The organism is Ramlibacter aurantiacus, assembly GCF_016722895.1.
Taxonomy (GTDB): Bacteria; Pseudomonadota; Gammaproteobacteria; order Burkholderiales; family Burkholderiaceae_C; genus Ramlibacter; species Ramlibacter aurantiacus.
The window spans coordinates 358952-378696 of sequence record NZ_JAEQNA010000002.1; the positions used below are offsets into that span (position 1 = coordinate 358952).

Consider the following 19745-nt stretch of genomic DNA (forward strand, 5'->3'; position numbering starts at 1 on the left):
CCCCATGAACACCATCCCCCGCCGCGCCGCCCTGCTGGCCCTGGCTGCCCTCGCCACCACCGCGGCCCAGGCCCAGGAATGGCCCACCCGCCCGATCAAGCTGCTGGCGCCCTCGGCCGCCGGCGGCCCGCCCGACCTGTATGCCCGCGCGCTCGCGGACCATCTGTCCAAGTCGCTGGGCCAGCCCTTCGTGGTGGAGAACGTGCCCGCCGCCGGGGGCATGATCGCCGCCCAGCAGATGCTGCGCGCGCCGGCCGACGGCTACACGCTCATGGTCAACACGGCGGGCATGCTCACCATCACGCCCAACGCCAACCCGCGTGCGCAGTACAAGAGCAGCGACTTCACCCAGATCTGCCAGGGCGTGGACGCGGCGCTGGTGCTCACCGGCAACAGCCAGCTCGGTCCCAAGAACTTCGCGCAGCTGTCGCAATACCTCAAGTCGCAGAAGACGCCGCCGACCTACTCTTCGTACTCGGCCGGCTCGCCCGCGCACTTCCTGGGCTGGCAACTGGCCGAGGCGCTCAAGATCGAGATGACGCACGTGCCGTACCGCAGCACTCCGCAGCAGCTGACCGACCTGCTGGCCGGCGTGGCGCCGCTGGGCTTCGTGCAGATTTCCAATGCGACGCCGCACTTCAAGACGGGCAAGCTGGTGGCTTACGCCACCACCAGCGAGAAGCGTTCGCCCCAACTGCCCGACGTGCCCACCGTCGCCGAAGTGGGCTTGCCGCAGCTGACCAGCACGGTCTGGTTCGGCCTCTCGGCTCCGAAGAACCTGCCGCCGGCCATCGTGCAGCGCCTGACCACGGCCCACCAGCAGGCGCTGGCTTCGCCGGAATTCAAGACCCGCATCGAAGCGGGTGGTTTGAACGTCGCGCCGAATGTGTGCGGGGACGCGTTCCAGAAGAAGATCGACCAGGAAACGGAACGCTGGGGCCGGGTCGTGAAGGCCACGGGGTTCGTGGCGGGAGAGTAGGGCGCGGCCGAGGCCTCCATTGGCCTGTATGGCTGGCGGGGGGCTCCGACGCGCCTGAGGGCGAAGGGCCCCTGCGGCAAGGCCCCCCGGGGCGCACTCACTTCAGCGTCAACCCCGCCTTCTGGATCACCGCGCTCAGCCGCTTCACGTCGTCTTCCAGCCACTTGCGGGTCTCGGCGCTGCCCATGTCGAGCACCTCGATGTCCAGCTCCTCGATCTTCTTGCGCACCACCGGGTCGCGCATCGCGCCCAGCACCGCCGACTCGAGCTTGGCCAGGATCGGCTGCGGCGTGCCCTTGGGGGCCGCGATGTTCACGAAGGCGTCGTTGGCGTCCATCTCCGGGTAACCCTGCTCGCCCGTGGTGGGCACGTCCGGCAGCGAGGGCAGCCGCTTCGGACGCTGCACCGCGATGACGCGCAGTTCCTTGCCGTGCAGGTTCTTCACCAGCGAGGCGAAGGGCGCCGTGCAGATGCCGACCTGGCCGCCGCGCAGGCCCACCAGCACCGGGGCCAGGCCGTTGTAGGGGACATGCGTCACGTTCAGTTCGCTGCCGGTCTTGGTCTTGACCAGGCCCTTGAGCATTTCCAGCTGCAGGTGGTTCAGCCCGCCCACGCCGGTGGTGCAGAAGCTCACGCCGCCGGGCACCGTCTTGGCGTAGTTCACCAGCTCGGGCAGCGTCTTGGCCGGGAAGCTGCTGTTGGTGGCGATCACCGAGGAGTTCACCGCCACTGCGGCGATGGGCGCGAAGTCATCGAGCTTGAACTCGAAGTTGGGCACCAGCAGGTGCAGGTAGCCGTAGGCCGAGCCCGAGGTGATGAAGAGCGTGTGGCCATCGGGCGGGGCCGTGGCCACCGAGCGCGCACCCACGGCCGAGCCTGCGCCGGGCCGGTTGGCGATCACCACCGGCTGGCCCAGCGTCTCCTTGAGCTTCTCCGCGATGATCCGGGCCGTCACGTCCAGCGAGCCGCCTGCCGGGAAGGGCACGACCAGCGTGATCGGCTTGCTCGGGAAGCTCGCGGCATCTTGCGCCAGCGCCAGCGGTGCGGCCAGTGCGGCGAAGGCGCCGGCCAGCAGGGTCTTGCCGAACCAGCGGCGAAGGGCTTGGGTGCTTGTCATGTCGTCTCCTGAGGTCGTGGGTATTCAGAACAGCGGCTCGCGCCAGCTCAGTTGCTTGGGGGGAATTCCCTGGCGGATGCACCTTGCCGCAGCATATCCCGCGATCTCGCCGGTCTGGGTACACCAAGGGAAATTGCGCATGACCATGAAGATGGTCTCGAAGGTGAACGACAGCGACGCGCCCGTGAGCAGCAGGTTGTCCACCTCGCGCGGCAGGAAGCAGCGGTAGGGCACCTCGAAGCTGTAGCGCGTGTAGCGGTCCCAGAAGAAGGTCTTGGTCATCGGCTGGGTCACCGCGTCCTCGAAGCGCCGGCCGCTGCGCGCGTCGTCGATCGAGAACACGTATTCGCCGATGGGGTGGCGGCCGTCGCGCACGCCCACGTAGCGGCCCACGTGGGTGATGAAGGCACGCTCGAAGCCCGGCACGTACTTGGTCAGGAAGCGCGCCTCGGCATCGATCAGTTGCCGCAGCGCCTTCTTGGCGCGCGACGCATGCCCGGCGTCGTCGTCCATGTGCAGCGCCCACTCGTAGGGCACGTTCTGCCACAGGATGAAGGTGCCCGGCCCCTGGATCGGGCTCATGTCCACGGTCGGGTGGCCGATGTAGTGGGTGCCGTACACGTCGGGCGAGGGCAGGCGCGGGCGGTACAGCTCGGGCGGGATGTCGCCGGCGGCGCGGGCCCGCTCGATCAGGCGCTGCAGCTCGGGGTCGCCCTCGCGCTTCTGGTAGGCCGCCGTCGCGGCGAAGTCGATGCCGCCCATGATCCACAGCAGCCCGCCCGGGACCGGGCGGCTGGCGCCGTCCTGCGGCACCGTGTCCGGCTGCCGCCCGCCGCCGCGCACGAACGGGCAGCCGGCGCGCGCCACGACCTCGGCCGTGCCCGAACCCTCGACGAAGACCCGGCCGCGCACCGCCTGCCGGCCTTCGACCGTTTCGCAGATCGCGTGCGTGATGCGGCGCTGATCGCCCGCGGGTTCCATCTCCACGTCGGTGAAGCTCGCGCCGTAGATGGCGTGCACCCCCGCCTCTTCCAGCATGCGCAGCATCACGTTGCCCGCGCCGTCGGGGTTGAACGAGCTGCGCTTGAAGGGGCTGCCCGGGGGCAGGTAGTAGTCGTAGTGCGACAGCGGGTTGCCGGCCCAGTCGGGCAGGTCCCGCTCGGTCGCGGTGTAGATGGCGCCTTCGCGCGCGAAGCGATCCATCAGCTCGGTGTGGATGCCGCCGACCCCCGCACCGGCGGCCCCCTGCAGGCCCGAGGTGTGCACGCCGCCGGGCATATCGAACTTTTCCAGCAGCACCACGCTGCAGCCCTCGCGCCGGGCCCGCAGGGCCGCCGCGAAGCCACCGGGACCGGCACCGATCACCACCACGTCGGCCTCGGCCACCACCGGCACCCCGCGTGGCGTGCGGCCCAGGGCCGGGCGTTCGAATGTTTCGCTTTCCATGGCCGGCAGTGTGGGCAGCCGCCGCGCGCCGGGCCAGCCGGTGTTCACGCATATGAACGGCCATTGCGCCGGGTTGGGCCAGACCAGGCGGCTGCAGCGGTCCCGGTGATTGTCAATCGGCGGGCACCCCGGCACGATACGGCCCGGCGTGTCGCAGCTCGCGGCAAGCCGCCTCGATGTACTTCCTCTCGCCCCAATCGTTGTGGCTGCTGCTCTTGTTGCCCCTGCTGCCGGCGCTCTACGCCTGGCTGCTGCGGCGGCGTTCGCGCTCGGCGGTGCGCTTCAGCCACCTGGGCGTGGTGCGTGCGGCGGTGGCCGGCCGCGCTTGGCGACGGCACGTGCCTCCCGCGCTGCTGCTGCTGGCCCTGGCGGTGCTGCTGGTCGCCAGCGCCAGGCCCACGGCCACGGTGGCGCTGCCCTGGGCCCGCTCGACCCTCATCCTGGCCATGGACGTGTCGCTCAGCATGCGCGTGTCCGACGTCAAGCCCAGCCGCATGGTGGCCGCGCAGGAAGCCGCGCGCCTGTTCCTGCGCGAGGTCCCGCGCCACGTCGATGTCGGGCTGGTCACCTTCGCCGGCAGCACGCAGGTGGCCCAGCGGGCCACGCGCGATCGCGCGGCCTTGCTGGCGGCCATCGACGGCTTCCAGATGCAGACCGGCACCGCCGTCGGCAATGCGATCGTGGTCAGCCTGGCCGAGCTGTTCCCCGATCACGGCATCGACCTGGAGGCGCTCACCTTCGGCCGGCCTTCCAAGAGCCGCAGCCTGGACGAGAAGCCCAAGGCGCCGCCCAAGCCCATCACGCCGGTCAAGCCGGGCTCGTTCACCTCGGCGGCCATCATCTTGCTGAGCGACGGCCGCCGAACCACCGGCGTCGACACGCTGGAGGCGGCCCGCATGGCGGCCGATCGCGGCGTGCGCATCGAGGTGGTGGGGCTGGGTGTGCCCGACGGTGAGGCCGGTTCGGCCGAAGGCATGCCGATCTACCTGCGGCTGGACGAACCGACGCTGCGCGAGGTGGCGCGCATGACCGGCGGCGAATACCACCACGCCGGCACCGCCGAAAAGCTGCGCAACGTGTACGAGAACCTGGGCTCCCAGATGCAGGTGGTCAAGCGCGAGACCGAGGTCACGGCCCTGTTCGCGCTGGCGGCCGCCTTGTCGACGCTGGCAGCCGGGCTGCTGTCGATGGTGTGGCTGCGGCGGATCGACTGAGGCTCACAGCCGCGGAGCATCACCTCGATGCCGATTCCGCCACCGAATCCGCAATCCCCTGGGCCGCCTGCCGCAGCGCGCGCACCATGCCATCCCTGCGCGCATCGGTCAGCCGCTCGCTCGGCAGCGCCACGCCCACCGCGGCCAGGCAGCGGCCGTGCACGTCCAGCACCGGCACCGCGATGCCTGTCACACCGGCCGTGAACTCGCCCAACGACCAGGCCACGCCTTCCTCGCGCACCGCCTGCAGTTGCCGGCGCAGCACGGGCACCGACCGGATGGTCTGCTCGGTGCGAGGCCGCAGGGTCACCCGGCGCAGGTAGGCCTCGCGCTCAGCCGGCGGCATCCAGGCCAGCAGCACCTTGCCCGGCGAGCTGGCGTACAGCGGCGCGAGCACGCCCACGTGCACCGAGTACAGCACCGCCCGCCCGGTCTCGACGCTGGCGATGCGCTCGGCCATGTCGTCGCGCAGCACGGCCAGCGCGGCCGACTCGTCCACCGTCCGCACCAGCCGTTCCAGCCAGGGCTGGCACAGCCGCACCAGGTCGCGGCTGTGGGCGCCGCGCCGCGCCAGCGCATACGTGCGCTCGCCCAGCTGGAACTGCGGCGCCTGCGCCGGCTGCTCCACGTAGCCGCGCTGCACCAGCGTGCGCAGCAGCTGCGTGAGGCTGCTCTTGGGAATGCCGGTACGCCGGGCCAGCTCGGCGTGCGTCATGGCGCGCCCCGTGCCCGCCAGCAACTCCAGCAGGTCCAGCACCCGCTCGGCGGACTTCACCGCCGGCGGGACCGGCGGCGCGGCCTGGGGGGAGCGGGGCTGCGGGCGGGGGCGCATGCGGGCGATGGTAGCCACGGCGTGGCGCCATGCCCCCGCCGCTCACACCCTGATCGCCTCCAGCTTGCGCTGCAGGATGCGCCGCATGCGCACGGACGCGGCATCGATGGACAGCAGCACCGGCGCGGCGGCCGCCTGCGGGTAGGCCTGGTGCATGCGTTGCTGCGCCTCCAGCACCAGCCGGTCCTGCTGCTCGAAGACGAACTTGCGCGTGGCCGCGACTTCCGCGGCCACGGTGTCGTCGTCCTGCGTGGCCGGCGTCCGCACGATGCCGTAGCTGTAATGCGTGCTGGCCTCGCTCTCGGGCGTGAGCAGGTGCACCGCGCTGAACTCGAACGGATCGGCGCCGCCCGGCCGCGCGAAGCCGTGGGTGAGGATGAGGCAGCCAGGCGGATCCCAGCGCACCCGGTTCCACATGTCGATGGGCTGGCCGTCCTGCCGGTACATCAGGTCGTGCATGCGGGCGATGGGCACGCCCGGCATGAAGCGCTGGCAGGTGACGGTGTCGCCCACCTGTTCGACGCTCACCTGCGCCGCGCTGTGCTCGGGCAGGCCCAGGATGCCTTCGTGCAGGTAGTTGGCGTGGCTCAGGTCCAGCAGGTTGTCGGCCACCAGCAGGTAATTGGCGGCGATGTGCAGGTAGGAGCGTCCGCGCATCAGGCCGTCCGGGCGCTCGTCCATCAGGCCAAAGTCGGGGATCGACGCCGCATCGGGTGGCGCGTCCCCCATCCAGGCCCAGACCAGCGTGTGCTTCTCCAGCACCGGGTAGCTGCGCACCTTCAGGCCCGAAGCGATGGGGCCGCCGTGCGGATTGCGCGTGCAGCGGCCATCCGCGGCGAACTCCAGGCCGTGGTAGCCGCACTGCAGCTGGCCGCCGGGCAGCACGCGCCCCAGGTGCAGCGGCACCTGCCGGTGCGGGCACATGTCGAACAGGGCGGCCGCATCGCCCTGCGGGGAGCGAAAGAACACCAGCGGCTCGTCCAGCACGCGGCGGGCGAGCAGCTGTCCTGGCTTCAGTTCCTCGGACCACATCACGGGGTACCAGAGATCGCGGACGAACATGGCAATCGATCCTTGTCGAACGGGGAGAGAGGCAGTCTAGGCAGGCGCGGCCCATCGCTCAATCCAATGGCCGCAATAGATGGAATCGGCCGGAGCAATGCTGCCCGGCAGGTCGGTTCAGGACCTGGTCGTGAACAGGGCCCGCATGCGCTCGCGCAGCCACTGGTGGCGCGGATCGGCGTGGAAGCGGGCGTGCCAGTGCTGGCGCACCGGGAACCTGGGCGACGGCACGGGCGGGCGCGCCTTGCGCAGCAGGCCCATCTCGACGAAGGCCGTGCCCACCGCTTGGGGCACGGTGGCGATCAGGTCGGTGCGCGAGACGATCACCGGCAGGCTCAGGTAATGCGGCGTGTGCAGCACCACCCGGCGCCGGATGCCGCTCCTGTCGATCTCCCGGTCGATCAGCTCCTGGCTGCGTACCGGCGAGCGCACCACCACGTGTTCCAGCTTCTCGTAGTCGCGCCGCCCGATGCGCGCGGACTGCACGGGATGATCGGCCCGCAGCAGGCAGCAGAAGCCGTGGGTGTAGAGCTGCTGCTGGTACAGGCCGGCCCCGCCCAGCTCGGGCATGTAGCCCACCGCCAGGTCGACCGAGCCGTCCTCCAGCGTCGCCCTCAGCTCGCCCGGGGGCAGCGACACCGTCTGCACCGTCGCCTGCGGCGCACTGGCGCGCAGGTCGTTCAGCAGGGCGGGCAGCACCGACATTTCCCCGACGTCGGACAGTGCGAGGCGAAAGACGGTGGGCGTGGTGGCGGGGTCGAAGGCGGCGCCGGCGCGCACCGCCTGGCCGATCTTGGCCAGCAGGTCCTGAGCCGAGCCCAGCAGGTCCTGCGCACGCGGCGTGGGCTCCATGCCCTTGCCGGTGCGCACGAAGAGCGGATCACCGGTGACGGCTCGCAGGCGGGCCAGCGCGCTACTCACCCCCGGCTGGCTCAGGCCCAGTTCGTCGGCGGCGAGCGTGACCGACCGCGTGCGCGCGACGGCCGCGAGGACCTTGAGCAAGTTGAGGTCGAAATCCAACGGAGGCAGACGGTCACGGTTGAGGCGGACGGCAGTATCGCACCGCCGTCCGACCCGGCCCGCGCCCTGGTGGCCTCGCCAGAAGGACGCCCTGGAGGCGCCCTCGCGATCAGTTCGCGATCAATTGGAAGCCAGCGTGCGGGTGGCGTCCGACGCGCGGTGCTGGGCCAGGTAGGCCGAGCCGCTGTCTTCGCTGGTGAAGGCGGCGGCCGCCTCTCGGTTGTCCAGGTAGTCCTGCGCCACTTCGGCGCGCGTCCTGGTGCTCTGGACGCCTCGCAACTGGTTGAAGCTGGTGGACCAGGGGTTCACGCCGGACTGCCGGAACTGGGCCAGTTCGGCTCGCACCTCGGCGCGGGACTTGGTGGACACGGCGTTCTCCTGGTACTCGGACGGCAGGGCGTCGGCGAAGGCTGCGGCGCCGGTCAGGGCGACGGCGGCGAGGAGGGCGATGCGGGCGGGCTTGAGGTTCATGAAGGGCTCCAAGAAGGACTGTTGACGAATCTGGTCGGACGAGCGATCGCCCGATCGGGCTGCCGGTCTCGCTCCGAGCTTCGTGTGCGAGTGGCATGGGCTGGATTCTGGAGACGGCCACGGCGTCGAAAAACCACCGGCGGCGGCACGTCTCATTGCTGAATCGTCAACAATCGAACTCGTTGCGGTGTTGAGAGGGAAAGACCATGGATCGGCTGCTATCGATGCGCGTGTTCCAGCAGGTGGTGGACGAAGGCAGCTTCGCGGCGGCCGCGCGGCGGCTCGACCTGGCGCCGGCGGTGGTCACGCGCTTGGTCAGCGACCTGGAGCGGCACCTGGGCGTTCGGCTGCTGCACCGGACCACCCGCCGCCTCGCGCTGACGCAGGCAGGGGAGTCCTACCTGGAGCGGCTGCGCGGCATCCTGGTCGACATCGAGGATGCGAGCGATGCCGCGCAGGCCCAGACGCAGGAGATGAAGGGCACGGTGCGGGTGCTGGCGCCGCCGGTGGCGGCCGCGCACGTGCTCGCCGGCGCGGCGGTGGACTTCCAGAGGCTGCACCCGGGAGTCAACGTCGAAGTCCACGTGGAGGACGCCTCCGAACCGCCCGTGCACGAGTTCGACCTGGCGGTACTCACCGGGCTGTCGGTGATCGATCCCGAGGTCATCGTCCGCCCCATCGTGCAAAGCGTTGCGGTGCTGTGCGCCTCGCCCGAGTACCTGGCCCGGCATGGCGATCCGCGCGACCCGCAGGCGCTGCTGCAGCACCGCCTGCTGCGGCTGCGCCCCCCCAGCCAGCGGCCGGGGCCGGTGCGCCTGATCGACCCCACCGACGGCGACCGCACACTGCAACTGGATCTGCCGGCCGTGCTCACCGCCAACCACACCGACACCCTGCTGCGAGCCACGCTCGAAGGCGGAGGCATCAGCATGCAACCCGTCGACCTGCTGGTGGGGCCGATCCGGGACGGGTCGCTGCGCCGCGTGCTGGCGCCGTGGATCACCGGGCGCCTGCGGCTGGTGGCGGCCATCCCCAGCCGCCAGTACATGCCGCTGCGCACCCGTGCCTTCGTGGACCACCTGGTCGACTACGCGCGGCGCAACATCGAAGCCACGCGCCTCGAGATCGGCCCGACCTGAGCCGCGGCCATCGTTCCATCCATGGGCCGGTCCGACCCATGCGCCGGACTTCCCGCGGACCCGTGGCGTCCCTACATTGCCCGCATGACCTCCCACACCTCCACCCATCCCGTTGCGGCGCCCGCCGAGGTCAGCCGGCCGCGCGCCGTCGAATTCATCGTGGCCGGCCGGCCGACGTCCGATGGCGCGGGCGTCAGGCTGATGCGCCTGCTCACGCAGGACCTGCAGCGCCGGCTCGATCCGTTCCTGATGCTGGATCACTTCCACAGCGACCAGCCGGGTGACTACATCGCGGGCTTCCCCGACCATCCGCACCGCGGCTTCGAGACCATCACCTACATGGTGGCCGGGCGCATGCGGCACCGCGACAGCGCCGGCCACGAGGGCCTGCTCGAGGCCGGTGGCGTGCAATGGATGACCGCCGGCCGAGGCGTCATCCACTCCGAGATCCCGCAGCAGCAGGACGGCCTCATGTCGGGCTTCCAGCTGTGGCTCAATTTGCCGGCCGCCCGGAAGATGCAGGAGCCCTGGTACCGCGACTTCACCGCCGCCGACCTGCCGCAGCTCGAGACGGCCGACGGCGTGCGGGCCGTGCTGGTCGCCGGGCTCAGCCATGGCGTCACGGGCGCGGTCACCCGGGACGAAACGGCGCCCTTGCTCATGAACCTGGAACTGCCGGCCGCCTCCCGCTTCGCACAGCGGCTCGATCCGTCGCACAACGCCTTCGTGCTGCCGTATGAAGGTGAGTTGCGCATCGACGGGCAGGCGGTGCCGGCGGGCCGCATGGCCGTGCTGGCCAACGGCGAAGACCGTGACGGCGTGGTGTTGCACGCCACCACCGCCAGCCGCGCGCTGCTGGTCGCCGGGCGTCCGCTGAACGAGCCGATCGCGCAGGTCGGGCCGTTCGTCATGAACACGGCGCAGCAGATCCAGCAGGCCGTGGCCGACTTCCGGGCCGGCCGCTTCTGAAGGACGCCGGGGCGAGCAGCCGTCCTACGGAAGGCGGCCGGGCCGCCTCCAACAATGTCGGGCTTCACCCATCCCAGCGACGACCATGATCGAGCGAGCCAGCCTTCCCGTCCCCAGACCCGGCCACGACTATCCCCTCGGAGCCACCTGGGATGGCCGGGGCGTCAACTTCGCGATCTATTCGGCCAATGCCACCGCCGTCGACCTGTGCCTGTTCGACGCCGATGGCCGGGAACAGCGCTACGCGCTGCGCGAGCAGACCGCGCACGTGTGGCACGGCTACGTTCCCGGCCTGGGCCCCGGCCAGCGCTACGGCTGGCGGGTGCACGGCCCCTACGAGCCGGACCGCGGCCTGCGCTTCAACCCGCACGTGGTGCTGCTCGATCCGTACGCCAAGGCGCTGGCCAGCCTGGAGCAATTCGAGGCCGGCGTGTTCGCCTACCAGACGGGCGCCGAGGCCGAGGACCACGCCCTGCGCGAGGAAGACGCCCGCGGCGTGCCGCTGGGCGTGGTGATCGATCCGTCCTTCGACTGGAGCGGCGACCGCGCGCCCGACATCCCGCTGCACGAAACCATCCTGTACGAGACCCACGTGCGCGGCCTGACCATGCGCCACCCCGACGTGCCGCAGGAATTGCGCGGCACCTATGCGGGGCTGGCGCACCCGGCCATGCTGCAGTACCTGAAGGAGCTGGGCATCACCTCGGTGGAGCTGATGCCGGTGCACGCGCACCTGGACGATCCTTTCCTGCTGGACAAGGGGCTGTCCAACTACTGGGGCTATTCCACGCTCAACTTCTTCGCGCCCGAGCTGCGCTACAGCGCGGCCTTCCGCCGCGGCGATGCGGAAGGTGCTGTGCGCGAATTCAAGGAGATGGTCAAGGCCCTGCACGCCGCCGGCCTCGAGGTGATCCTGGACGTGGTCTACAACCACACGGCCGAGGGCAACCACATGGGGCCCACGCTGAGCTTCAAGGGCATCGACAACCCGACCTACTACCGGCTGGTGCCGGACCATCCGCGCTTCTATTTCGACTACACCGGCACCGGCAACACGCTCAACGTGAGGCACCAGCAGACGCTGCAGCTGATCATGGATTCGCTGCGCTACTGGGTGACCGAGATGCACGTCGACGGCTTCCGCTTCGACCTGGCCAGCACGCTCGCCCGCGGACTGCACGAGGTGGACCAGCTGTCGGGCTTCTTCACCATCATTCACCAGGACCCGGTGCTCAGCCAGGTCAAGCTCATCGCCGAACCCTGGGACGTGGGCGAGGGCGGCTACCAGGTGGGCAACTTCCCGGTGAAGTGGGCCGAGTGGAACGGCGTCTACCGCGACTCCATCCGCGCCTTCTGGAAAGGCGAGGGCGGACTGGCCAGCGACCTGGGCTACCGCCTCACCGGCTCCAGCGACCTGTACCAGGGCGACGGCCGCAAGCCCTCGGCCAGCATCAACTTCATCACCGCGCACGACGGCTTCACGCTGCGCGACATGGTCAGCTACAACGACAAGCACAACGAGGCCAACCAGGAAGGCAACCAGGACGGCCACAACGACAACCGCTCCTGGAACTGCGGCGCCGAGGGACCGACCGACGACCCCGACATCAAGGCGCTGCGCAGCCGCCAGCAGCGCAACCTGCTGGCCACCTTGCTCCTGAGCCAGGGCACGCCCATGCTGCTGGGGGGCGACGAGTTCGGCCAGACCCAGCAGGGCAACAACAACGCCTACTGCCAGGACAACGAAATCAGCTGGTACGACTGGGGCCAGGTCGACGAATCGCTGCTGCGGTTCACGCGGCGACTGATCGCCTTGCGCCGCAAGCATCCGGGGCTGCACCGCTTGAAGTTCTTCTCGGGCCGGCCGATCCGCGGCACCGACATCAGCGACCTGATGTGGTTCCGCCATGACGGCGAGCCCATGAGCGATGAAGACTGGCAGGCCCCGCACACCCAGTCGCTGGCCATGTTCCTCGCCGGCAACGGCCTGAAGGACCGCGACGCCGATGGACGCCCGCTGCACGACGACCACCTGGTGCTGATGCTCTCGGCTTCGCCCGAGGACCTGGAATTCACCTTGCCCGAGGTGCAGGGCGGCGGGCCCTGGGAGTTGCTGCTCGACACCGCCGACGACGCGGCCGAGGAGACGCGCGCGTGTGGCGAGAAGACGCGGCTGCCCGGACGGGCCGTGAAGCTGTACCGAATGCGGCCGGCGTGACGCCGCTCAGGTCGAATCGAAGTCCCGGGCGAATTCGCGGCGAAACGATTCGATCACCTGCGGGTCGGTGAACGACAGCAGGAAGGGCTCCCAGGGGTTCACGATGGTGCCGTGCCCCGAGTGCTCGACGAACGCGGTGACGCGGGCCCGGTCTTCCTCCGTGACCTCGTTGAACTCGAAGGTGGGCGGGTTGTGGTCCTTCTGGATGATTCGCACGGCTTGCCTCGGCTGGTCCTGGCGGCATCGTAGCCCCCGGGAACCCGCGGCGGCGGCCGCGCCCGGGCCTGTTACATCACCTCGGACGCCGGCTTGCCCTGCGCCGACAGCGGCAGCCCGAACAGGCGGTCGAAGGCGAGGTTGAACAGGAAGCCGTACGCCAGGAAGAACGCGATCATGGCCGCGTTCAGCACCAGGGCCTGCAACAGGCTCACCCCCAGCACCCCCGCGAACAGCGGCACCAGCATCAGCACCAGCCCGGCCTCGAAGCCCAGCACGTGGCAGGCCCGCCGCAGCAGGCTGCGGCCCTTGCGCGGCTGGCGCGACTCCCAGGCCTCGAACATCAGGTTGTAGACGAAGTTCCAGCCCATCGCGACCGCCGAGGCCGCCACCGCGGCCAGGCCGGCGGGGCCGATGGGGCTGTCCGACAGCAGGCGCAGCAGCGCGGTGGACAGCGCGATGGCGATGATCTCGAAGGAGATGACGTAGACGAGTTTTCTCTTGATGCCTTGCACGACGGCCGGCTCCGTGAAGCCGGGTCGTCCCGACATGGCTTGCCCAGGATGGGGGAGGCCGTTCCTCCTGTGCCCGCGAGGGGCAGCCGCGGATTGTAGGTCGCTCAGGTGCCGCAGAAGGTGCGGTAGCTCGCCGTCATGGCGGCGGGCGCGGGCTGTGCGTAACGTTCGTGCCCGGGCCGCTCGGTGCAGGGGTCGCGCAGCGCGGCCAGTAGTTGCTCGAACGGGCCCAGGTCGTCCTGCGCCGAAGCGGCTTCGAGCGCCTCTTCGACCCGGTGGTTGCGCGGGATGATCCAGGGGTTCACGCGGCGCATGCGCCGGGCGCGCTCCCCGGGCGCGCCGCCGTCGGCGGCCAGCCGCGCGCGCCAGCGATCCAGCCACTCGTCCAGTGCCGCCGGCTGCCCGGGGAACAAGGCCTGCAGCGGTTCCTCGTCACCCGCGGCCGCATCGGCCAGGCGGCGCCAGCCGAGCGTGAAGTCCACCGCGTGCGCCTGCAGCAGCGCCAGCCAGTCGGTCGCCAGCGCGCTGTCGGCGTCGTCTGCCGCCGAGGGCTGCAGGCCGAGCTTGGCGCGCTGTCCTTGCAACAGCTGCGCCTTGTACTGCCCGGAAAAGGCGTGCACCACGGCCGTGGCCCGATCGATCGCCTGCTTCGCCACCTCGTCGTGGCCGTCGCCCACCGTCAGCGGCAACAGCGCCTCGGCGAGCCGCGCCAGGTTCCATTGGGCGATGAGCGGCTGGTTGCCGTAGGCGTAGCGACCCTGCTGGTCGATCGAGCTGAACACCGTCGTCGGGTCATAGGCCTCCATGAAGGCGCAGGGCCCGTAGTCGATGGTCTCGCCCGAGATGGTCATGTTGTCGGTGTTCATCACGCCGTGGATGAAGCCCACGTTCATCCACTGCGCGATCAGCGCGGCCTGCCGCTCGCCGACGCGGGCCAGCAGCGACAGATAGCGATCGGGCTGCCCTGCAAGGTCCGGGTCGTGGCGCGCGATGGCGTACTCGGCCAGCTGGCGCAGCTTGTCCATCTCCTGCCGGGCCGCGAAGAACTGGAAGGTGCCCACGCGCAGGTGGCTGGCCGCCACGCGCGAGAGCACGGCGCCGGGCAGCACCTGTTCGCGGATCACGGGCTCGCCGGTGGCGGCCACCGCCAGCGCGCGGGTGGTGGGGATGCCCAGCGCGTGCATGGCCTCGCCGATGATCACTTCGCGCAGCATGGGGCCCAGCGCCGCCTTGCCGTCGCCGCCGCGGGAAAAGGGCGTGCGGCCCGAACCCTTGAAGGCGATGTCGCGCCGGAGGCCGTGGCGGTCGATCACCTCGCCCAGCAGCACCGCGCGGCCGTCGCCCAGCTGGGGCGAGAACCCGCCGAACTGGTGCCCTGCATAGGCCTGGGCCAGCGGCTGCGCACCTTCGGGAACCCGGTTGCCCACGAAGAGGGCCGCGCCCTCTTCGCCGCGCAAGGCCTGCGGATCCAGCCCCAGCTCCTCGGCCAGTTCCTCGTTGAGATACAGCAGCCGTGGCGATGGCACCTCGGCGGGGCGCCAGGACACGTAGAGCCCGGGCAGGTCGCGGGCATAGCTGTTGTCGAAACGGAAGAGGGACGCAGGCGATTGCATCGCCCGAGTGTGCCCCGCGCGCGAAGCCCCCACCGCCAGACGTGGCCGCGTTCCCGGACCCCGTGCGCGAGGCCGGTCACCGGCAAGGGCGGCAGAAGCAGCAGGGTGCGTTGGCTTGACCCGACAGTGGGTTCGGTAGAGTGCGCCGCCGCACATCCCATCCGTACGGCTCCCTACGCCACCCCCCACGCCCATGACACCCCACCTCAAGCTCGGCCTTTTCCTCGCCGCCTGCGCCGCCGCTCACCCGGCCATCGCCCAACAAACCCCCCAGGAGCAAAGCCCCTGGCTCGTGCGCCTGCGTGCCGTCCACATCGCGCCGGCCGACAAGTCCGAACCCATCGGCGGCACCGGCCCGGCCGACCTGATCACGGTGACCACGCGCAACATCGCCGAGATCGACGTGAGCTACTTCTTCACGCCGAACATCGCCGCCGAAGTCATCTTCGGCGCCCGCCAGAAGCACGCGATGTACCTGGGCAGCGAGCGCGTCGGCAGCTTCAAGCACCTGGCGCCCACGGTGCTGGTGCAATACCACTTCCGGCCCACCGCCACCCTGCGGCCCTACCTGGGCCTGGGCATCAACCACACGCGCATCAGCAACGTGGACCTGCTGGGCGGCGCGGGCTCGGTCGAAGACGACTCCACCGGCCCGGCCCTGCAGGCCGGCCTGGACATCCAGCTGGACCGCAACTGGTTCCTCAACCTCGATGTGAAGAAGCTCTGGATCCGCAGCGACGTGTTCGTCGGCGGCGCGCGGGTCAGCCACGTCAGGGTCGACCCCACGCTGTGGGGGGTGGGGGTGGGCTACCGGTTCTGACGGGTGAGCGACAACCGGGCATGTATCGCCGGACAAGCTCCGTTCTTCCTGAGCTCGTGAAGGGTCCCTTTCGCGGTGCAGGCTTCGACGAGCTCAGCCCGAACGGAGTTGGCTCAGGCCGAACGGAGTCGCTCACGCCGAACGGAGTTGGCTTAGCCCGAACCGAAATGGCTCAGCCCGAACGGAGTTGGCCAGGCCGAACGGAGTGCTTCAGCCTAAGCGGACAAGCTCCGGCCAGCGGGCAATCTCCGTTCTCCCTGAGCTTGTCGAAGGGCCGGGCGCGCGGTGCAGGCTCCGACTAGCTCAGCCCGAACGGAATTGGCTCAGCCCGAACGGAGTGGCTCGGCCCGAACGGAGTGCTTCGGCCTGAGCGGAAAAGCTCCGGCCAGATCCTCAGTCCTGGTCTTCGAGGTAGTTGCCCGCCGTGAACTCGATGGGCTTCGCCTCGGGGTCGAAGCTCACCCCCGCCGGATCCCCCCCGGCCGCCACCGTCTCCACCTGCTGCTGCAGCAAGCGCCGCAGCATCACGATGCCCCGGTCGGAGGTGGCCAGGTGCTCCTCGGAGTGCCTGGCGATCGAGCCCTGGCTGACCATGGCCTCGTAGTCGCCTGGGAACTGCTGGTGCTCCTCCTCGGTGAGCTCCTCCCACAGCTTGCCGTTCTGGCGCGAGCGCATGCGGGCCAGGTCGCCCACCTGCTTCACGCGCCCCACCACGTAGATGCGGAAGTGGTGGTCGTCGATGGGCAGCACCCAGCCGAGCGATTCGACCCGGCCGTACTGGCCCACGCGCGGGCTGGGCACCACGCGCAGGGTCGGCAGGCCCGCCTCGGACACGCGGCGGAAGGTGCGGCCGTCGGGCATCCTGCGCACCGCCGTCACTTCCAGGCCGGCGTCACGAACGCGCCACGACACCTCGGGCATCAGCCCCATCTGGTCCACGAACTGCGTGCCGCTGAAGGCGCCGTGCAGGATGGGCACGTGGAACGAATCGGCGATGTTCTCGTAGTGCTGCAGCCAGTTGCACGGGATGACGGCCGGGCCGCCGCCGCCGATGCTGTTGGCATTGGCCTCCAGCATCTCGCCCTCGTCCAGGTTTTCCAGGCACTCGTAGCGCGGCAGCACCGGCTTGCGATCGGCCGGGCCCAGGTAGGCAAAGACCAGGCCGTACCGCTCGGCCACCGGGTACCAGGGCTGGCGCACCCGCTCGCGGAATTTCGCGCCGTTCCCGGGTTCGCAGGGCTGGTCCAGGCAGCGGCCCTGCACGTCGAACAGCCAGCCGTGGTAGCAGCAGCGGATGCCGCGCTCGTCCACCCGGCCGTAGTACAGCGAGCTGCCCCGGTGCGCGCAGTGCGGGTACACCAGGCCCGGCCGGCCCGATTTGTCGCGGAACAGGATCAGGTCTTCGCCCAGCACGCGCACCTTGCGCGGCGTTTCGCTGGCGTCGGCGGCCACGCCGATCGGGTGCCAGTAGCGCCGCAGCAGCTCGCCCATGGGCGTGCCCGGGCCCACCTCGGCCAGCTCGGCGCGGTGAGTCGGCGCGGGGCGGCCATAGGCCGTGCCGCTGTCCGCGTCGACGCCGGCTTGTCGCGCGCTCATTCGACGGTCACTCCAGCGGCCTTGATGAGTTCTGCATAACGGGCGTAGTCCTGCTTCATGCGATCGGCGAACTGCGCGGGCGTGTTGCCCAGCGGCTCCAGGCCGAAGGCGACCACGCGCGCCGACACGTCGGGCATGGCGGTGATCTCGCGCAGTGCCGCCGCCCAGGCATCCACGACGGGCTGCGGCATCTTCGCGGGGCCGTAGATGCCCCACCAGCTGTCCAGGTCGAAGCCCGCGAAGCCTTGCTCGGTGAAGGTGGGCACCTGCGGCAGCACCGACAGGCGCCGGGTGCCGGTCACGCCCAGCACCTTGATGCGGCCCGACTGCGAGTGCGTCTTGGCGGTGGCCGGGTTGGCCCACGCGAAGTCCAGTGCGTTGCCGAACAGGTCGTTGTGCGCGGGCGCCTCACCCTTGTAGGCCACGTGGATCAGGTTCACGCCGGCCTGGCGCTTGAGCAATTCACCCATCAGGTGGCCGGACGAGCCGTTGCCCCAGGTGCCGTAGGTCAGGCCCTTGGGCTGCTTCCTGGCGAACTCGACGAATTCGCGCGCGTTGTTGTAGGGCGCGTCGGCGCGCGCCACCAGCATCACGCCGCCGGTGCCGATGATGCTCAGGGGCTGGAAGTCCTTGAACGGGTCGTAGGGCAGCTTGGGCTGCAGGATGGCTGCATTGATGTGCGAGGCCGGCAGCGTGAAGAGCACCGTGTGGCCGTCGGGCGCGGCCTTGGCCACGAAATCGGCCGCGATGATGCCGCCGGCGCCGGGCTTGGTTTCCACCACGATGGGCTGGCCCCAGCGTGCCTGCAGCTTTTCGCCGTAGACACGGGCCAGGATGTCCAGCGGCGCACCGGGCGTGCCGAAGGGCACGATGCGGATGGGGCGGCTGGGAAACGTGCCGGGGGCCTGGGCCAGCAGCGGGCCGGCAGCCAGGCTCAGCGCGGCGGCGCCCATGCTTGCGCCGAAGGCGCGACGGTCGATTGGCATGCTTGTCTTCCTCTTGTGCGAAAAGCCGAAAATCATCCCCGGCCAAGAGCGGCCGGGCAATTCGAAAGATTTGATAGGAGATATGAGCACGCGTGATATCCGCAGCCTCGACGTGGGCCTGCTGCGCACCTTCCAGGCCCTGGTGCACGAGCGCAGCGTCTCGCGCGCGGCGGCCCGGCTGTTCGTCACCCAGCCGGCGGTGAGCGCCTCGCTCACGCGCCTGCGCGAAGTGTTCGGCGACCCGCTGTTCACCCGCGCCGCGCACGGCGTGGTGCCCACCGCCCGCGCGCAGGCGCTGGCGCCGCAGGTGGACCGGCTGCTGCAGGACCTGGCGCGGCTGCTGGACGATGACGCGCCCTTCGACCCGGCGGCGTCCAGCCGCATCTTCCGCATCGCCGGCTCCGACTTCGCCAGCAGCCAGTTCCTCGCGCCCCTGTCGCGCCGCCTGATCGACGCCGGCTCGGCCGTGCGCCTGTCGTGGGAGCCCGCCAGCACCGGCGCGATCGGGCAACGCCTGGACAAGGGCGAGATCGACCTGGCGGTGCTCTCGCGCATCCGGCGCCCGCACGACATGGAGACCGAGTTGCTCTATGAAGACCGCTACGTCTACGTGCTGCGCAAGGGCCATCCGCGCGCGGCCGGGCCGATCACGCTCGACGACTTCTGCAGCATCCCGCAGATCTTCCATGGCTATGGCCATTCGGTGCTGGAGGACCTGATCGACGAAGCCCTGGCTCGCGAAGGCCGCCGCCGCCATGCGCAGCTGGCGGTCAGCGGACTGGGGCAGATCATTCACCAGCTGCTGCACAGCGACCATGCCGGCGTCATCGGCGAGCGCCTGGCGCGCCGCCATCAAGACGAGCTGGCGATCCATCCGGTGCCGATGGAGCTGCCGCCGTACCACGGGCTGGTCTGCTGGAGCGCGAGCGCCGCCAGCGATCCGGGCGTGCGATGGCTCAGGGACGAAGTGGTGCGCATCGCGGCGCAGGCGGCATGAGCGCCATCGACGTCCGCAAGCCGGCGCGGTCGCTCAGTTATCTTCGAGATCTCATGACCCATCCCGTCATCGCCACCGCGGCCGCCGAGGTGGCCCCGCGCAGCAAGCCATCGAACTACCCCGAGCCGTTCGCCTCGCGCATGCAGGGCCGCGAAAAGCGGCAGCTGGGGGACGTGTTCGGCCTCACCAACTTCGGCGTCAACCTCACGCGCCTCGCGCCGCGCTCGATCTCCGCGCTGCGCCATGGCCACAGCCGGCAGGACGAGTTCATCTACGTCCTGCGCGGCCACCCGACGCTGCGCACCGACCAGGGCGACACGCCGCTCGCGCCGGGCATGTGCGCCGGGTTCAAGGCGGGCACCGGCGATGCGCACCAGCTCGTCAACGACACCGATGAGCCCGTCGAGTACCTGGAGATCGGCGACCGCAGCCCGGGCGACCAGGCCTTCTACCCCGACGACGACCTGCAGGCCGAGCTGGTGGAGGGCCGCTGGCGCTTCACCCGCAAGGACGGCACGCCTTACTGAGCACCCAC

The 19745-nt window shown here is 70.3% G+C and carries 19 protein-coding genes; 8 read left to right on the plus strand and 11 right to left on the minus strand.

The annotated features are described in order from the left end of the window. Positions 1 to 4: 4 nt before the first annotated feature. The gene (locus tag JI739_RS09505; protein ID WP_201683644.1) at positions 5 to 979 is read left to right on the plus strand and encodes a Bug family tripartite tricarboxylate transporter substrate binding protein; all 975 of its coding nucleotides are present in this window, start codon (positions 5 to 7) and stop codon (positions 977 to 979) included. Between the two features lie 97 nt (positions 980 to 1076). Here the strand turns inward: JI739_RS09505 and JI739_RS09510 are convergent, their stop codons facing one another. Further along, the gene (locus JI739_RS09510) at positions 1077 to 2096 is read right to left on the minus strand and encodes a Bug family tripartite tricarboxylate transporter substrate binding protein (protein WP_201683645.1); all 1020 of its coding nucleotides are present in this window, start codon (positions 2094 to 2096) and stop codon (positions 1077 to 1079) included. A gap of 24 nt (positions 2097 to 2120) precedes the next feature. After that, positions 2121 to 3542: an FAD-dependent oxidoreductase gene (locus JI739_RS09515; protein WP_201683646.1), complete on the minus strand. Its 1422-nt coding sequence runs from the start codon at positions 3540 to 3542 to the stop codon at positions 2121 to 2123. Positions 3543 to 3718: 176 nt separating this feature from the next. Here JI739_RS09515 and JI739_RS09520 point away from each other — a divergent pair, with 176 nt between their 5' ends. Beyond that, positions 3719 to 4756 (plus strand): VWA domain-containing protein, encoded by a 1038-nt coding sequence (locus JI739_RS09520; RefSeq protein ID WP_201683647.1) that lies wholly within the window; start codon positions 3719 to 3721, stop codon positions 4754 to 4756. A gap of 19 nt (positions 4757 to 4775) precedes the next feature. Here JI739_RS09520 and JI739_RS09525 read toward each other — a convergent pair whose 3' ends face one another. The 4 genes from JI739_RS09525 to JI739_RS09540 form a co-directional block, all read right to left on the minus strand. Further along, entirely contained in the window at positions 4776 to 5588 is an 813-nt protein-coding gene (locus JI739_RS09525) for an IclR family transcriptional regulator (protein ID WP_236589434.1), read from the minus strand. 42 nt (positions 5589 to 5630) lie between these two features. Then, entirely contained in the window at positions 5631 to 6650 is a 1020-nt protein-coding gene (locus JI739_RS09530) for a Rieske 2Fe-2S domain-containing protein (protein WP_201683649.1), read from the minus strand. A 117-nt stretch (positions 6651 to 6767) separates the two neighbouring features. Beyond that, positions 6768 to 7670 carry a LysR family transcriptional regulator gene (locus JI739_RS09535; RefSeq protein ID WP_201683650.1) on the minus strand — a complete coding sequence of 301 codons (903 nt, stop codon included), beginning with the start codon at positions 7668 to 7670 and terminating at the stop codon, positions 6768 to 6770. A 120-nt stretch (positions 7671 to 7790) separates the two neighbouring features. Continuing rightward, positions 7791 to 8141, minus strand: coding sequence for a DUF4148 domain-containing protein (locus tag JI739_RS09540; RefSeq protein WP_201683651.1), 351 nt, complete (start codon positions 8139 to 8141; stop codon positions 7791 to 7793). 206 nt (positions 8142 to 8347) lie between these two features. Here JI739_RS09540 and JI739_RS09545 point away from each other — a divergent pair, with 206 nt between their 5' ends. The 3 genes from JI739_RS09545 (at position 8348) to glgX (ending at position 12467) form a co-directional block, all read left to right on the plus strand. After that, on the plus strand, positions 8348 to 9280 hold the full coding sequence (locus JI739_RS09545) for a LysR family transcriptional regulator (RefSeq protein ID WP_201683652.1): 933 nt from the start codon (positions 8348 to 8350) through the stop codon (positions 9278 to 9280). Positions 9281 to 9364: 84 nt separating this feature from the next. Further along, positions 9365 to 10249, plus strand: a complete 885-nt coding sequence (locus JI739_RS09550) for a pirin family protein (protein WP_201683653.1) — start codon at positions 9365 to 9367, stop codon at positions 10247 to 10249. Positions 10250 to 10334: 85 nt separating this feature from the next. Then, the gene (gene glgX, locus JI739_RS09555; RefSeq protein WP_201683654.1) at positions 10335 to 12467 is read left to right on the plus strand and encodes a glycogen debranching protein GlgX; all 2133 of its coding nucleotides are present in this window, start codon (positions 10335 to 10337) and stop codon (positions 12465 to 12467) included. Between the two features lie 6 nt (positions 12468 to 12473). On the opposite strand, the gene JI739_RS09560 is transcribed toward glgX, so the two are convergent. From JI739_RS09560 to JI739_RS09570, 3 genes are all read right to left on the minus strand, one after another. Further along, positions 12474 to 12683 carry a hypothetical protein gene (locus JI739_RS09560; protein WP_201683655.1) on the minus strand — a complete coding sequence of 70 codons (210 nt, stop codon included), beginning with the start codon at positions 12681 to 12683 and terminating at the stop codon, positions 12474 to 12476. 71 nt (positions 12684 to 12754) lie between these two features. Continuing rightward, a complete protein-coding gene (locus JI739_RS09565) occupies positions 12755 to 13198 on the minus strand; it encodes a PACE efflux transporter (protein ID WP_201683749.1) in 444 nt (147 codons plus the stop codon). 104 nt (positions 13199 to 13302) lie between these two features. After that, the gene (locus tag JI739_RS09570; protein WP_201683656.1) at positions 13303 to 14811 is read right to left on the minus strand and encodes a protein adenylyltransferase SelO; all 1509 of its coding nucleotides are present in this window, start codon (positions 14809 to 14811) and stop codon (positions 13303 to 13305) included. A gap of 193 nt (positions 14812 to 15004) precedes the next feature. Here JI739_RS09570 and JI739_RS09575 point away from each other — a divergent pair, with 193 nt between their 5' ends. After that, positions 15005 to 15631, plus strand: coding sequence for an OmpW/AlkL family protein (locus tag JI739_RS09575; protein ID WP_201683657.1), 627 nt, complete (start codon positions 15005 to 15007; stop codon positions 15629 to 15631). Between the two features lie 393 nt (positions 15632 to 16024). Here JI739_RS09575 and JI739_RS09580 read toward each other — a convergent pair whose 3' ends face one another. Then, positions 16025 to 17227, minus strand: a complete 1203-nt coding sequence (locus JI739_RS09580) for an aromatic ring-hydroxylating dioxygenase subunit alpha (protein ID WP_201683658.1) — start codon at positions 17225 to 17227, stop codon at positions 16025 to 16027. Next, positions 17224 to 18213, minus strand: a complete 990-nt coding sequence (locus JI739_RS09585; protein ID WP_201683659.1) for a Bug family tripartite tricarboxylate transporter substrate binding protein — start codon at positions 18211 to 18213, stop codon at positions 17224 to 17226. Before JI739_RS09585 ends, JI739_RS09580 begins: the two co-directional genes overlap by 4 nt. Positions 18214 to 18295: 82 nt before the next feature. On the opposite strand from JI739_RS09585, the gene JI739_RS09590 reads away from it, so the two are divergent. Both JI739_RS09590 and JI739_RS09595 read left to right on the plus strand, forming a co-directional pair. Beyond that, a complete protein-coding gene (locus tag JI739_RS09590; RefSeq protein ID WP_201683660.1) occupies positions 18296 to 19210 on the plus strand; it encodes a LysR family transcriptional regulator in 915 nt (304 codons plus the stop codon). Positions 19211 to 19263: 53 nt separating this feature from the next. Then, the gene (locus JI739_RS09595) at positions 19264 to 19737 is read left to right on the plus strand and encodes a cupin domain-containing protein (RefSeq protein ID WP_201683750.1); all 474 of its coding nucleotides are present in this window, start codon (positions 19264 to 19266) and stop codon (positions 19735 to 19737) included. Positions 19738 to 19745 lie beyond the last annotated feature (8 nt).